Consider the following 13,462-nt stretch of genomic DNA (forward strand, 5'->3'; position numbering starts at 1 on the left):
GCGACGACACCGGCTACATGCGCTCCATCCACCCCGGCTACACCGCCCAATCGCCCAGGTGGTGACCACGGCAGGGCGCTTCGACGCGGTGATCGTGGGGGCAGGCATCATGGGCACGACCATGGCGGGCCTGCTCGCCCGGCTTGAACCCGGGTGGCGGATCGCCGTCGTCGAACGCCTGCCGGAGGCAGGACTGGAGAGCTCCAACGCCTGGAACAATGCCGGCACGGGCCATGCCGGGCTGTGCGAGTTCAACTACACTCCGCAGGCTGCCAACGGCAGCGTGGACATCTCCAGCGCCCTGGCCATCAACGAGCAGTTCCAGATCTCCTGCCAGTACTGGGCCCACCTGGTCGAGGCGGGCGGGCTCGGGGAACCCGGCAGCTTCATCCGGCCGGTTCCCCATTTCAGCTTTGCCCACGGCCCGGCGGGGGTGCGCTACCTGCGCGCCCGGCACGCGGCCATGGCGGGGGAGCCGCTGTTCGCCGGTATGGAGTATTCGGAGGATCCGGCGGTGCTGGCCGGCTGGCTGCCGTTGATGTTCGGCAACCGGCCGCCGGCCGGGCCGGCAGCGGTGACCCGGGTCGGGTCCGGGACCGACGTCGACTACGGAGCCCTGTCCCGGCAGTTGCTCGCCGATGCGGCCGGCCGCGGGGTTCAGGTCTCGCTCGGACAGCAGGTGGCGGGCCTGCGGCGTGATGACCGTGGCTGGACCCTCACCGCGCGCTGTACGGACACCGGAGCCCGGTACCGGCTGAACACCCGGTATGTCTTCCTCGCTGCCGGCGGCGGGACCCTGCCCCTGCTGCAGCAGGCCGGCGTGCCGGAAACCCGGGCCTTCGGCGGCTTCCCGATCAGCGGCCGCTTCTACCGCACAGCCAAGCCGGAACTGGTGGCCCGGCACCGGGCGAAGGTCTACGGGCATGCGGCCGAGGGCGCCCCGCCGGTTTCGGTGCCGCACCTGGATACCCGGATGGTGGACGGACGCCGGTACCTGATGTTCGGCCCGTACGGGGCCTTCTCCCCGCGGTTCCTCAAGCACGGCCGGGCCGCGGACCTGCCGCGTTCGGTCCGGCCCGCGAACCTGCCCACGCTGCTGTCGGCGGCGCGCTCCAACGCCGGGCTCGTGGCCTACCTGGTGCGGCAGATCCTGCAGAGCCCGGAGGACAGGTTCGCCGAACTGCGCAGGTTCGTTCCCGACGCGGATCCGGCGGACTGGGAGCTGATCACGGCCGGCCAGCGCGTGCAGGTGGTCAAGATGGTCTCCGGCAAGGGAGCGATTGCAGGCTTCGGCACCGAAGTGGTGACCTCGGCGGGCGGTTCGCTGGCGGCGCTGCTGGGCGCCTCGCCGGGAGCCTCGGCCTCCGTGTCCATCGTGCTGGACGTGCTGCGCAGCAGCTTCCCGGCTCGATTTGCCGCTTGGCAGCCGCGCCTGCGGGCCATGATCCCGTCCTGCGGAATCCGGCTGAACGATGATCCGGGCCTGGCCCGGCAGGTCCGCAGCCACTTCGGCTGGGTACTGCAGCTGGACTAGCCTTGTGCCATGGCCCTGCTGCGCGTTGAACTCGACGCCGACCGCGACCGCGCCCGCCGCTTCGACGACCTCGTCACGCACGGTGCCCCCTTCCCCAAGGAACGCGAGCTGGTGATCGAGGAGGCCTGGGCCCGCGGCTACACCCCCACCGGCAAGGTTTTCTACCGGGGCATCGGCCAGGGGCAGCCGCCCACCCTGAAGTTCGACGTCGAAGTCGACATCACCAGCCGCTAGGCCTGACCCGAACCAGCATCTGATTCCGCGTCGAGTCGCCGCCGGGAATTGGCCAGGTGCGTCCGCATGGCCGCCGCGGCAGCCACAGCGTCCCGGGCGGCAATCGCGTCCCTGATGCTCTGGTGCTCGGCCGCCACGCGTGACAGCCGCGAGCCGTCCGCGGAGGCGCTGCCGCCGGCTCCCTCCAGGCGGTGCGGGGGCATGGCGATCATCGCCGGGCCGAAGCCGGTGATCGCGTCGATGATGTAGGGATTCCCGCTGGCCTCGGCAATGGCGCGGTGGAAGTCGAAGTCGCAGGTCATGGCCGCCGCCGGAGTTCCGGCGGCGGCGAAGGCCTCCAGTGCGGCATCCAGCAGCGCCAGCTGCGGTCCGGTGTGCTGTCCGGCAGCCAGGGCGGCGGCTTCGGATTCGACGGCGGCACGGAAGGTGAGCAGGTGGCGCCGCTCCTCAGGCGTCCTGGCGGCACGTGCCCCTGCGGGAGCGGGCTCTGCGGCCGGGGGAATCAGCACGAAGCTGCCGGCCCCGCGCCGGGTGTGCACCAGACCCTCGGCCTGCAGCCGGGTGATGGCCTCGCGCACTACGGTGCGGCTGACGCCGTGCTCGGCGATCAGCGTGTTCTCGCTGGGCAGTTTCTCGCCCGGGGCGAAGGACCCGTCGACAATGCGGGCCCGCAGGTCATCGACCAGCGAGGCCGTGAGGTTCCGTGTCATGGCACCATGTTCGCATCCTGAATGGCCGGGCAACGGCACTCCGGGCACAGGCAGCCCTGGCGGATAAGCGGGGCTGCCTGTGCCCGGGGCCGGATCAGGCCCGGCCGAACTCGGCGGTGCCGGTGGTCCAGGCGCGCGCCTGCTGGCTGAACGTCACGCCGAGGCCCGGACGCTCGGGCACCAGCATGCGCCCGTCCTTGGTCTCGAGGCGCTCGTTGAACAGCGGGTTGAGCCAGTCGAAGTGCTCCACCCACGGCTCGCGCGGGTAGGCGGCGGCCAGATGCAGGTGGATCTCCATGGCGAAGTGCGGGGCCAGGTCCAGCCCTGCCTGGTCGGCGAGCGTGGCCAGGCGCAGGAACTGGGTGATGCCGCCGACGCGCGGGGCATCGGGCTGGATGATGTCGCAGGCGCGGGCGGCGATCAGCCGTTCGTGCTCGGCCACCGAGGCCAGCATCTCGCCGGTGGCGATCGGGGTGTCCAGGGCGCGGGCCAGGTCGGCGTGGCCCGCGGCGTCGTAGGCGTCCAGCGGCTCCTCGATCCAGACGAGGTCGAACTGCTCGAGCCTGCGGCCCATGCGCAGCGCGGTGGCGCGGTCCCACTGCTGGTTCGCGTCCACCATCAGCGGCACGGAGTCGCCGATGTGCGCGCGCACCGCCTCGACGCGGCGCAGGTCCTCGGCGGTGTCCGGCAGGCCGACCTTGATCTTGATGCCGCCGATGCCTTCGGCGAGGGAGCGGCTGGCGCGTTCCTTGACCTCGTCGATGGAGGCGTTGAGGAAGCCGCCGGAGGTGTTGTAGGTGCGCACCGAGTCGCGGTGGGCACCCAGCAGCTTGGCCAGCGGCAGTTCGGCACGCTTGGCCTTGAGGTCCCAGAGGGCGACGTCGAGGGCAGCCAGCGCCTGTGTCGCCACGCCCGAGCGGCCGACGGAAGCCCCTGCCCAGAGCAGCTTGTTGTACAGCTTGGCGATGTCGTTGGGGTCCTCGCCGATCACGGTCTCGGCGACTTCCTTGGCATGCGCGTACTGCGCGGGGCCGCCGGCACGCTTGGAATAGGAGAAGCCCAGGCCCTCGTGGCCCTGCTCGGTGGTGATCTCGGCGAAGAGGAACACCACCTCGGTCATCGGCTTCTGCCGGCCGGTGAACACCTTGGCGTCGGAGATCGGGGTGGACAGCGGCAGGGTCGCAGTGGAGAGCTTGACGTGCCGGATGGAATCGGGGGAGTAGCCCATGGCGGTCCTTCAGGGTGGGTTGGCGGAACCCACTTATAATATAAGTGGACAACTTATATGACAAGTGCTGGGGTCAGGCGAGGAGTCCGCCGAGCCCCGCCATGACGTCCTCGGTCACGGAGGCGGTGTCCCTGAGGGCCTCGGCAACCTCGCGCTCCCTCGCGGGCGTGAGCTCGGCCAGCGGCAGCGAGACGGATAGCGCATCGAGGGTGCCGGCGCCGCGGATGGCCACCGCCAGGCAGGCAATTCCGGGGGAGTTCTGTTCGCGTTCCAGTGCGTAGCCCCGGCGGCGCACGTCGGCCAGCTCCTTCTCGAGCGCCGTCCGCGAGGTGATGGTGGCCGGTGTCAGCGCCGCCAGCTCCGGTCCCAGATGGGCGGCCCTTTGCACCGGGTCGAGCCCGGCCAGCACCGCCTGGCCCAGGGCGGTGGCATGCGCCGGCAGGCGGCGGCCCACCCGGGCCACGGCGCGTTCCCGGCCCGGGGCCTCCCAGGTGGCCAGGTAGACGATGTGCCGGCCGTCGAGCCGGCCGTAGTTGACGTTGCCGCGTACCTGCTTGCCGAGCAGGGCCAGATGGGGCCTGACCACCTGGAGCAGCGGATCGGTGTCCAGGTAGGTGGTGCCGGCCAGGAGGGCTCGGATGCCAATGCTGTAAAGCGAGCGGGTGGAATCCGTGCGCACCCAGCCGGCCTCGGTCAGCGTCCTGAGCAGGGCGTAGATGCTGCTGCGCGGCGCATTCATGGCGGCGCAGATTTCGCGGATGCTCACCGGTTCGTTGCTGCGTTCGGCCAGCAGCTCCAGGACGGCGATGGTGCGGGCGGCCGACTTCACCTCCCGCACGCCCCCGGGCCCGGCCCCGGGTGGTATGCGGTCGCCCATTCCTGCTGCCCCTTCCGTATGGTGCCGTTGGCTTTCGGCTAGCTTACGGCTGTCGAGCCGGCCCCGGGAGTGGGTGCTTAGACTGGGGTGGCCAGCGCGCCGTCGCGCAGGAAGCTCCGCAGGTTCTCCAGCGTCAGGCGGGCCATGTCCTGGCGGGTTTCCACGGTGCCGCTGCCCAGGTGGGGGAGCAGGACCACGTTCTCCAGCTCCAGCAGGGCCGCAGGCACCTGGGGCTCATGGGCGAAGACGTCCAGCCCGGCCCCGCCCAGCCGGCCCTGGGCCAAGGCGGCGACCAGGGCATCCTCGTCGATGACCGTACCCCGGGCGATGTTCACCAGGTACCCCTCCGGGCCGAGGTTCTCCAGGACGCGCGCGTCCACCAGGCCCGCCGATCCCGGTCCGCCGGCGGCGGCCACGATCAGCACGTCGACGGCGGCGGCCAGTTCCCCGGCCGAGGAGCGGTAGCCGTAGGGAACGCCGTCGACCGGACGGCGGTTGTGGTAGTGGATTTCGCAGCCGAAGGCCTCCAGCCGGTGCGCGATGGCCCGGCCGATCCGCCCCAGTCCCAGGATGCCCACCCGCTTGCCCGAGGCCCGGACCGCCAGCGGGTAGTTGCCCTTGGCGGTCCAGTCGCCCCGCCGCACGTAGCGGTCCGCGGCGCTGATCCGGCGCAGCACGTCCAGGTAGAGGGCCAGTGCCGTGTCCGCGACGCAGTCGGTGAGGACGTCGGGGGTATTGCTGACCTGAATCCCGCGTTCGCGCGCCTGGGCCATGTCGGTGGTGTCGTAGCCGACGCCGAAGTTCACCACCGCCCGCAGCTCCGGCAGGCGGCCCATCAGTTCGGTGCCGACGCCGAAGCGGCCGGAGCAGACGGCCACCCTGATGCCTGCGGCATATTCGTCCAGGAAGGCCTCGTGCTGCTCCGGGGCCTCCGGGAGGCGCAGGGCGCCGAACTCGGTGGCCAGCGCGGCCTGCACGTCCGGGTTCACCGGCCCGACCTGCAGGATGCTGTGGCCGGTGGTTGCAGCGGTCGGGCCCACGGGGGCCGGAGCGTAGTTACTCATACCTGCACGCTAGGGAACCGGCTCAATGCACGTCCAACACGCAGATTGCATTGATCAATACTGCTGAGGCATGGATCCACGGAAATCCGCGGAATGTAGCGGGAGTCACAGCGTCCGCAGGGGAAATCAGGCCCGATCCCGGCGCGCAAGCCTCCCGAAGTCCCCCGTCACACACCCAACCTTCCTTGACCGCAGGTGGCCTGGCTCACAAGCTGATGCATACCAATCCAGCTCCTGACTTCATATGTAGACAGGGCCGGTGCTCCGCCGGCCCCTCGCCCTGGAGGAAACAATGACGTTTAGTCCCAACCGTCCCGCCCGGGAAACCGTACCGTCCGCGCTGCGGCGCCGCGGCACCCTGGCGGTCGCCGTCGTCAGCGCCGGCGTGCTGCTCGGCGGCTGCTCGGTAGCCAACTCGGACAACGCGGCCGGTGCCGGCGCAGCCGCCTCCGACACCCTGCGGGTTGTCCTCCAGCAGGAGCCGCCGACGCTCGAGCCCTGCGAGGCGAACCTGACCAGCACCGGCGTGGTCGACCGGTCCACCGTGACCGAACCGCTGGTGGAGCGCAACCCGACCAGCGGCGAGCTGGAGCCGAAGCTGGCCACCGGATGGAAGGCCACGGGTGACAAGGAGTGGACGTTCACCTTGCGCGAGGGCGTGACGTTCCACGACGGCAGCGGCTTCACCGCCGAGGACGCCGCCGCCACCATCGAACGCGCGGTGAACTCCGACCTCGGCTGCAATGTCGAAGGCTATGTCTTCGGCGACGACGACCTGGAAGTCCAGGCGGTCAACGACACCACCCTGAAGGTGACGACCAAGCAGCCGGACCCCATCCTGCCGCTGCGCATCTCCTTCCTGGAGGTCGTGCCGGCCGAGACCTCGGCCACCGAGAAGGTCCGCGAACCGGTCGGCACCGGCCCCTACCAGCTGGAGAGCTGGGACGCCGGCCAGAAGATCACCCTGGCTGCCTACGACGGCTACTGGGGAGAGAAGCCGGCCTACGCCAAGGCTGAATACCAGTGGCGCTCCGAGGGCAGCGTCCGGGCGGCCATGGTGACCTCGGGCGAGGCGGATATCGCCATGGGCCTGAGCCCCGAGGACAACATTGGCGAGCTCGGCGTGCCGTACCCGAACAACGAGACCGTGGCGCTGCGCATGCACAATGACAAGGCGCCGTTCACCGACATCCGGGTCCGTCAGGCGGTCAACTACGCCATCGACAAGGAAAGCATCGTCGCCAGCCTCTATGGCGGACGCGACAAGGCCGCGGCCCAGCTGGTGCCCGCCGGCGTCGTCGGCCACAACGAGTCGCTGCAGCCCTGGCCGTTCGACTTGGAGAAGGCCAAGCAGCTGGTCGCCGAGGCCAAGGCCGACGGCGTCGACACCTCCGCGCAGATCAGCCTGATCGTCCGCACCGCGCAGTTCCCCAAGATCCAGGAACTCGGCCAGGTCATCCAGGAGCAGCTGACCCAGGCCGGCCTGAACGTCAAGCTCAAGATGCTCGAGACCAGCCAGCACCTGAAGTACCAGGTCCGGCCGTTCGTCGAGGACGAGGGGGCGCTGCTGCACATGACCCAGCACGGCAACCAGGCCGGCGACGCCGCCTTCACGGTGGACCAGTACATGCTCACCGACGGTGCCCAGAGCGCCTTCGGCACCCCGGAGCTGGATGCCATGATCAAGAAGGCCAATGCCGCCACCGGTGACGGGCGCCAGCAGGCCTTCGAGGAGATCTTCGCCCACCAGAACGAGGACGTCGTGCAGTTCGCGCACATCGCGCACCAGACCGGCATGATCGGCAAGGCTGCCGGCGTCGACTACACGCCGAACTCCTCCAGCGGCGACGAGCTGCGCCTGGCCGAGATCAAGCCGGCACAGTAGCCCGGACATACCAAGGAAGGGGAGGGAAGCCATGCTGAGCTATCTGAGGAAACGCATCATCTCCAGTGCCCTGCCGCTGCTGGTGGTCATTGTCGGTGTCTTCGCGCTGGCCAGGCTCACCGGCAATCCGGCCAGCCTGTACCTGCCGCTGAACGCCACGGAGCAGATGCGCGCAGACTTCACCGCCCGCCACGGCCTGGACCAGCCGCTGCTGGTCCAGATGGCCGACTACTTCGGCGGCGTCCTGCAGCTGGATTTCGGCACTTCCCTCAGGACGGGAGAGTCCGCGGCCACCATGGCGCTGCGGGCTTTCCCGGCCACCCTCCAGCTCGCGGCCACCACCATGGTGCTGGCCATCCTGCTGGCGGTAATCGTCGGCAGCTGGGCGGCGCTGAAGCCCAACGGCATTGCCGACCGGATCTCCAGCTTCGTCTCAATGGCGGCCGCCTCCATCCCGGACTTCTGGCTGGCGATCGTCGGGATCTGGATTTTCGCCATCACCCTGGGCTGGGTGCCCACCTCCGGCGTCACCGGGGCCGCGGCCTGGGTCCTGCCCATCGGGACATTGGTGATGCGGCCCTTCGGTGCCTTGGTCCAGGTGGTGCGCGGGGCCATGGTGTCCGCCCTGTCCGAGCCCTACATCAAGCTGGCACGCAGCAAGGGGGCCTCGCAGACGCGCGTGGTTACCCACCACGCCCTGCGGAACGCCTCGGCGCCGGCGCTCACAGTCGCCGGCGACCTGACCGTGGGCCTGGTCAACGGCGCCGTCGTGGTTGAGACCATCTTCGGCTGGCCCGGCATCGGCAAGCTGATGATCGACTCGATCCTGCAGCGGGATTTCGCCGTGCTGCAGGCCTGCGTGCTGCTGACCGCCGTGGCCATCTTCGTCCTGAACATCGTCATCGACCTGCTGTACGCGCTGCTGGATCCGCGGGTCCGCCCGGCCTCGGCCGTGTCCCGCGCCCGGAAAGCCCGCCCGGCCCCGGCGCCGGTCGAGACCGCCCCGGCCAACGCCTAGGAGGAAACCATGAGCCAGACCATCCAAGACCTCCCCGGCACCGGCCCGGCACCACAGACCGGGCCGGGTGCCGGAGCCCGGCCGGACGCAAAATCGAACAATCCCGGCCTGTTCCGGATGCTGCTGCGCGACAAGTTCGCTTCCGCCGGTGCCGTGATCCTGCTGCTGGTCCTGCTGACCGCTGCCTTCGGACCAATGCTGATGGGGGACCTGGCCACCCGGCAGAACCTGCTTTTCGCCAACAAGGCACCCTTCAATCCCGCGAACGGGTGGGAGTATTTCCTCGGCTCGGACTCGCTCGGGCGTTCGGTGCTGGCCCGCCTGGTGGTGGCTACCCGGACCACGCTGGCGGTCGCGGTACCGGCCGTTGCGGTCGCGATGGTGATCGGATCCCTGTGGGGAGTCTGGGCCGGCTACCACCGCGGGTGGCGGGAGAACGTCTCGATGCGCGTCGCCGACGTCATCATGAGCTTCCCTTCGCTGCTGCTGGCCGTCGTCGTCCTCTACGTGTTCAGCCCGTCCGCGGCCAACATCGTCCTGATCCTGGCCCTGACCCGCATCCCGATCTACCTGCGCACCGCCCGCGCCGAATCGGCCGAGCTGCAGAGCCGCACCTTCGTCGACGCCGCCAGGACCTTCGGTGCCCGGCCCAATGCGATCATCCGCCGCCACGTCATCCCGGTGGTGACCCCGACCATCCTGACCCTGGCCACCCTGGAGTTCTGCTACGTGATGCTGGCCGAATCCTCCCTCAGCTTCCTGGGCATCGGCATCCAGCCGCCGGACGCCAGCTGGGGCCTGCTGGTCTCCCAGGGCCGCCAGTACCTGCAGACCGCATGGTGGCTCTCGATCTTCCCGGGCCTGGCCATCGTCATCACCGCCATCTCCGCCAACATGCTCGCGGCCTGGCTGCGCATCGCCACGGACCCGGCACAGCGCTGGCGCCTGGCTCTGCCCGGCCGCCGGAAGCTCATCGTCCGCCTCAAGGCCAAGGAGTCCAAGTGACCATGACCTCCACCGCCGAAACTTCAGCCGGCCGCACCGCGGCCTGTCCCGTGGTGCTGCGCGTCGAGGGCCTCGACGTCGACATCCGGACCCCCGCCGGCACCGTCAGGGCCGTGAGCAACGCCGGCTTCGAGGCCCGCGCCGGCCAGACCCTGGCCCTGCTGGGCGAATCCGGCTGCGGCAAATCCATGACCGCCAAGGCCGTGGCTGGCCTGCTCGACCCGGTGGCCCACGTGGCCGGCGGCAGCGCGGAGCTCGAAGGCAGGGACCTGCTGCGGATGACGCCGAAACAGCGGCGCAAGGTGGCCGGGGCAGAACTGGGCATCGTCTTCCAGGACGCGCTCACGGCCCTGAACCCGGTCTACCCGGTGGGCGTCCAGCTGGGTGAGGCCTTCCGCATCCACCACGGTGCCTCCGCGGCTCGGGCCAGGGAACAGGCCGTCCAGCTCATGCGCCGGGTGGGCATTCCGGAGCCGGAGTCCCGGGTCAACGCCTACCCGCACCAGTTCTCCGGCGGCATGCGCCAGCGGATCCTGATCGCCATGGCCGTGGCGCTCAGCCCCCGCCTGCTGATCGCCGACGAGCCGACCACCGCCCTTGACGTCACGGTCCAGGCCCAGATCATGGACCTGCTGCGCAGCCTCCGCGAGGAAGGCGACATGGCGGTCGTGCTCATCACGCACGACCTGGCCGTCGTGGCTGAGGAGGCGGACGACGTCGTCGTCATGTATGCCGGGACCGTGGCCGAGCAGGGCCCGGTAGGGCAGGTCTTCGCCAACCCCCGCCACCCGTACACCAAGGGGCTGCTGGAGTCCGTCCCGGTCGACGCCGAGCGCGGCAGCAGCCTGGCCTCCATCCCGGGCAGTCCGCCGGAACTGAAGAACATTCCGGCCGGCTGCGTCTACCAGGACCGCTGCCCGCTGGCCCAGGCGGTGTGCCGGCAGGAACGGCCCGTGCTGCGCGAAGTCGCCCCGGGTCGGCGGGCCGCCTGCCATTTCTCCGACAGCCTCGCCACCGCTTCGACCCTCGAGGAGATCCAGCCATGACCGCGCTGCTCGACCGCACCGTTGCCGACCGTCCCGCCGCCCTCGAAGTCCGCGACGTTGTCAAGACCTTCCACGTTTCCCGCAGCGCGTCGGGCAACAACCGGCTGCGCGCCCTGGACGGGATCAACCTGTCCGTGGGCCGCGGCGAGACCCTGGGCCTGGTCGGGGAGTCCGGCTGCGGCAAGTCCACCCTGGCGCGCACGCTCATGCTGCTGGAGAAGCCCGACTCCGGCTCGGTGACCTTCGATGGCCAGGACCCGTTCTCGCTCAAGGGCAAGGACCTGCTGTCCTGGCGCCGGCGGGTGCAGATGGTGTTCCAGGACCCGTTCGCCTCGCTGAACGCGCGCATGACCGCCGGCGACATCATCTCCGAGCCGTGGGCCACCCACCGCGGCCTCCACCGCACGTCCCGGGAACGTGAGGCCCGGCTGGCCGAACTGCTGCAGCTGGTGGGCCTGCGGGCCTCGGACGCCCGGAAGTCCCCGCAGGAGTTCTCCGGCGGCCAGCGCCAGCGCATCGGCATCGCCCGCGCCCTGGCGCTGAACCCCGAACTGATCATCCTGGACGAGCCGGTGTCCGCACTGGACCTCTCGGTCCAGGCCCAGGTGCTGAACCTGCTCAACGACCTGCAGCAGCAGCTGGGCGTGAGCTACATCTTCATCTCCCACGACCTGTCGGTGGTCCGCCATGTCACCGACCGGGTGGCGGTGATGTACCTGGGCCGGATCATCGAAACCGGCACCACCGAGGACGTCTTCGAGCGCCCCCTGCACCCCTACACCGCGGCGCTGATGTCCGCCTCGCCGAAGCTGGACCCGGCGGCCCGGCCCGCGGAGCGGATCGTGCTCAAGGGCGAGCTGCCTTCGCCGCTGGACCCGCCGTCGGGCTGTCGCTTCCGCACCCGCTGCTGGAAGGCGCAGGACATCTGCGCCGCAGAGGCGCCGCGGAAGCGCACCGCGGCCGAGGCCGGCCGCACGGTGCTGCCGATGCCGGCGCTGCGCCGGCCCGGCCTGCCGGTGGAGCACCTGGCCGAATGCCACTTCCCGCTCGCCGTTCCCGCAGGACCTGACGCGGCCCGGGAGTGAGCCCGGCGGAACTGGCCATCCTCGCGGCGGCGGTCTTCGCCGCCGCGGGGCTGCAGGGCTCCATCGGCTTCGGTGCCGGCCTCGTGGCCGCGCCGGTCATCGCGCTGGTGGAGCCCTCGCTGCTGCCGGCGCTGGTGGTCATGCTGGCCGCCATCGTCACGCTGCTGGTGACCATCCGGGAACGCGCCCACCTGGACCTCAAGGGTGCCGGGTGGGCGCTGGCAGGCCGCATCCCCGGCAGCATCCTGGGCGCCTGGCTGGTGGTTTCCCTGCCGGCGGCGGCGCTGTCCTGGGCGGTGGCCGGCTGCGTCCTGGCCGGCGTCGGACTGGCCTTCCTGGGCTGGCGGCCGGTTCCGCGCCGGCGCTCGCTGATGGTGGCCGGGGCGCTCTCCGGCATCATGGGGACTGCGACGTCGGTCGGCGGCGCGCCGATGGCCATCGTGTGGCAGGGCCAGCCCCCGGCCCGGCTGCGCGGCACCATGAGTGCTTTCTTTCTCGTCGGCTCGCTGGTGTCGGTGCTGCTGCTGGCCGCGGCCGGCACCGTGACCGCACCGGTGCTGGCGGCCCTGGCCTGGCTCAGCCCGGCGGTGGTGGCCGGCTTCGGGCTCTCCCGGTGGATCAGCCGCTACCTGGACGCGGCGCGGCTGCGCCGGCTCGCGCTGGCGGCATCCACCGGGGGAGCCCTGCTGCTGGTGGCGCGCCTACTGCTCGGCGGCTGACCGGGGGCCCGGGCGCACAACATTGCGCAGCTCCAGCCCTCCGGCCAGCCGGGAGATATTGCCGGCGATGTCCTCGGCGCGGCGCTCGAAGGTGCTGCGGGCGTGCCCTGAATGGTGCGGGGTCAGGATGACATTGTCCAGGTCCTGGAAGGGGAAGTCCGCCGGCGGCGTGCGGCCGGGCTCCGGCGAGCCCCACCAGACGTCGATCGCCGCCCCGGCGATGCTCCCGCCGCTCAGCGCCGCGTACAGGGCGGCCTGGTCCACCACCGGCCCGCGGGCCACATTGACCAGCACCGCGGTGGGCTTCATCAGGCCGAGTTCTGCCGGCCCGATCAATGCCCGGGTCGCAGCCGAGAGCGGCACGGTCACCGCCACGACGTCGGATTCGGCCAGCAGCCGGGGCAGTTCGCCGGTGCCGCCCACCCAGGCCGGCCGCACGCCGTCGGGCAGGGGAGCCTCCGGCCTGCTGCGGACCGCCCTGGCCTCCATGCCCAGGGCGGTGCCGAGGCGCACCACCTCCGCGCCGATGCTGCCCAGGCCGACGACGCCGAGCGCCATCGTGTCCAGGGTGCGGTGCAGCGGCACGGCAGGGTCGGTGGCGATGGTCCGCCAGCTGCCCGAACGCAGCTGCCGGTCCGCGGACAGCAGCCGCCGGTTCAGTGCCAGCGCCGACATGACCACATGCTCGGCAATGGGGCGGGCATGGTGGAAGGTGTTGGCCACCGCCGCGGCCGCCGGCAGCGACCCGATGGCCACCCGGTCCAGGCCGGCGCCGGTCACGTGGACCAGCCTGGCCCGGACGGCGGCCGCGGCCTCCCGGTCGGACAGGTGCGAACACACCACCACGTCCGCGGCGGCGATGGCGGCGAGACGGTCCGCCTCCGGGGCGCCGGCGGCGAACGTCCACCGGTGGTCCTGGAGCCCGTGCGTCAACCGGTCGGCGAAGCGGCTGATGATCGGGTCGGTGACCGCCACGCACAGCGGCGCGGACGCTACCACCGCGGGCTCTTGAGCTCGTAGCCGGGGTGGATGGAGCGCATGTAGCCGGTGTCGTCGC

Annotated in this window: 13 protein-coding genes; 8 read left to right on the forward strand and 5 right to left on the reverse strand. The window is 70.9% G+C overall.

Features of this window, described 5'->3' with window-relative positions; all coding sequences use genetic code 11:
• Positions 1-58 precede the first annotated feature (58 nt).
• Entirely contained in the window at positions 59-1,534 is a 1,476-nt protein-coding gene (gene mqo, locus HGG74_RS20205; RefSeq protein ID WP_168489309.1) for a malate dehydrogenase (quinone), read from the forward strand.
• A 9-nt stretch (positions 1,535-1,543) separates the two neighbouring features.
• Positions 1,544-1,768 carry a hypothetical protein gene (locus HGG74_RS20210; protein WP_168489311.1) on the forward strand — a complete coding sequence of 75 codons (225 nt, stop codon included), beginning with the start codon at positions 1,544-1,546 and terminating at the stop codon, positions 1,766-1,768.
• Here HGG74_RS20210 and HGG74_RS20215 read toward each other — a convergent pair.
• The 4 genes from HGG74_RS20215 to HGG74_RS20230 form a co-directional block, all read right to left on the reverse strand.
• Positions 1,765-2,478 carry a FadR/GntR family transcriptional regulator gene (locus HGG74_RS20215; RefSeq protein WP_168489313.1) on the reverse strand — a complete coding sequence of 238 codons (714 nt, stop codon included), beginning with the start codon at positions 2,476-2,478 and terminating at the stop codon, positions 1,765-1,767. The genes HGG74_RS20210 and HGG74_RS20215 overlap by 4 nt on opposite strands.
• A gap of 94 nt (positions 2,479-2,572) precedes the next feature.
• Entirely contained in the window at positions 2,573-3,706 is a 1,134-nt protein-coding gene (locus HGG74_RS20220; protein WP_168489314.1) for an L-talarate/galactarate dehydratase, read from the reverse strand.
• Positions 3,707-3,779: 73 nt separating this feature from the next.
• Positions 3,780-4,583, reverse strand: coding sequence for an IclR family transcriptional regulator (locus tag HGG74_RS20225; RefSeq protein ID WP_168489315.1), 804 nt, complete (start codon positions 4,581-4,583; stop codon positions 3,780-3,782).
• A gap of 77 nt (positions 4,584-4,660) precedes the next feature.
• Positions 4,661-5,647 (reverse strand): 2-hydroxyacid dehydrogenase, encoded by a 987-nt coding sequence (locus HGG74_RS20230; RefSeq protein ID WP_168489317.1) that lies wholly within the window; start codon positions 5,645-5,647, stop codon positions 4,661-4,663.
• Between the two features lie 292 nt (positions 5,648-5,939).
• Between HGG74_RS20230 and HGG74_RS20235 the strand changes: the two genes are divergently transcribed.
• Genes HGG74_RS20235 through HGG74_RS20260 form a run of 6 tightly spaced genes read left to right on the forward strand, consistent with a single transcriptional unit; the run spans position 5,940 to position 12,405 of the window.
• Positions 5,940-7,532: an ABC transporter substrate-binding protein gene (locus HGG74_RS20235; protein WP_168489318.1), complete on the forward strand. Its 1,593-nt coding sequence runs from the start codon at positions 5,940-5,942 to the stop codon at positions 7,530-7,532.
• Positions 7,533-7,563: 31 nt separating this feature from the next.
• Positions 7,564-8,550 carry an ABC transporter permease gene (locus tag HGG74_RS20240; protein WP_168489320.1) on the forward strand — a complete coding sequence of 329 codons (987 nt, stop codon included), beginning with the start codon at positions 7,564-7,566 and terminating at the stop codon, positions 8,548-8,550.
• Between the two features lie 9 nt (positions 8,551-8,559).
• Positions 8,560-9,555, forward strand: coding sequence for an ABC transporter permease (locus HGG74_RS20245; protein WP_168489322.1), 996 nt, complete (start codon positions 8,560-8,562; stop codon positions 9,553-9,555).
• A 2-nt stretch (positions 9,556-9,557) separates the two neighbouring features.
• The gene (locus HGG74_RS20250; RefSeq protein ID WP_168489328.1) at positions 9,558-10,601 is read left to right on the forward strand and encodes an ABC transporter ATP-binding protein; all 1,044 of its coding nucleotides are present in this window, start codon (positions 9,558-9,560) and stop codon (positions 10,599-10,601) included.
• Positions 10,598-11,686: an ABC transporter ATP-binding protein gene (locus tag HGG74_RS20255; RefSeq protein ID WP_168489323.1), complete on the forward strand. Its 1,089-nt coding sequence runs from the start codon at positions 10,598-10,600 to the stop codon at positions 11,684-11,686. Before HGG74_RS20250 ends, HGG74_RS20255 begins: the two co-directional genes overlap by 4 nt.
• Entirely contained in the window at positions 11,683-12,405 is a 723-nt protein-coding gene (locus HGG74_RS20260; protein ID WP_168489325.1) for a sulfite exporter TauE/SafE family protein, read from the forward strand. The genes HGG74_RS20255 and HGG74_RS20260 overlap by 4 nt, the downstream gene beginning before the upstream one ends.
• On the opposite strand, the gene HGG74_RS20265 is transcribed toward HGG74_RS20260, so the two are convergent.
• Entirely contained in the window at positions 12,388-13,404 is a 1,017-nt protein-coding gene (locus tag HGG74_RS20265; RefSeq protein WP_168489326.1) for a 2-hydroxyacid dehydrogenase, read from the reverse strand. The genes HGG74_RS20260 and HGG74_RS20265 overlap by 18 nt on opposite strands.
• Between the last annotated feature and the right edge of the window lie 58 nt (positions 13,405-13,462).

It is taken from the genome of Arthrobacter mobilis (genome assembly GCF_012395835.1).
Classification (GTDB): Bacteria; Actinomycetota; Actinomycetes; order Actinomycetales; family Micrococcaceae; genus Crystallibacter; species Crystallibacter mobilis.

What these genes read in the sequence shown, in the direction of transcription:
- HGG74_RS20220 (WP_168489314.1), bottom strand. Translation starts at nt 3,706, where the DNA reads ATGGGCTACTCCCCCGATTCCATCCGGCACGTCAAGCTCTCCACTGCG.
- HGG74_RS20250 (WP_168489328.1), top strand. Translation starts at nt 9,558, where the DNA reads ATGACCTCCACCGCCGAAACTTCAGCCGGCCGCACCGCGGCCTGTCCC.
- HGG74_RS20225 (WP_168489315.1), bottom strand. Translation starts at nt 4,583, where the DNA reads ATGGGCGACCGCATACCACCCGGGGCCGGGCCCGGGGGCGTGCGGGAG.
- HGG74_RS20245 (WP_168489322.1), top strand. Translation starts at nt 8,560, where the DNA reads ATGAGCCAGACCATCCAAGACCTCCCCGGCACCGGCCCGGCACCACAG.
- HGG74_RS20230 (WP_168489317.1), bottom strand. Translation starts at nt 5,647, where the DNA reads ATGAGTAACTACGCTCCGGCCCCCGTGGGCCCGACCGCTGCAACCACC.
- HGG74_RS20215 (WP_168489313.1), bottom strand. Translation starts at nt 2,478, where the DNA reads ATGACACGGAACCTCACGGCCTCGCTGGTCGATGACCTGCGGGCCCGC.
- HGG74_RS20240 (WP_168489320.1), top strand. Translation starts at nt 7,564, where the DNA reads ATGCTGAGCTATCTGAGGAAACGCATCATCTCCAGTGCCCTGCCGCTG.
- HGG74_RS20210 (WP_168489311.1), top strand. Translation starts at nt 1,544, where the DNA reads ATGGCCCTGCTGCGCGTTGAACTCGACGCCGACCGCGACCGCGCCCGC.
- HGG74_RS20235 (WP_168489318.1), top strand. Translation starts at nt 5,940, where the DNA reads ATGACGTTTAGTCCCAACCGTCCCGCCCGGGAAACCGTACCGTCCGCG.
- HGG74_RS20255 (WP_168489323.1), top strand. Translation starts at nt 10,598, where the DNA reads ATGACCGCGCTGCTCGACCGCACCGTTGCCGACCGTCCCGCCGCCCTC.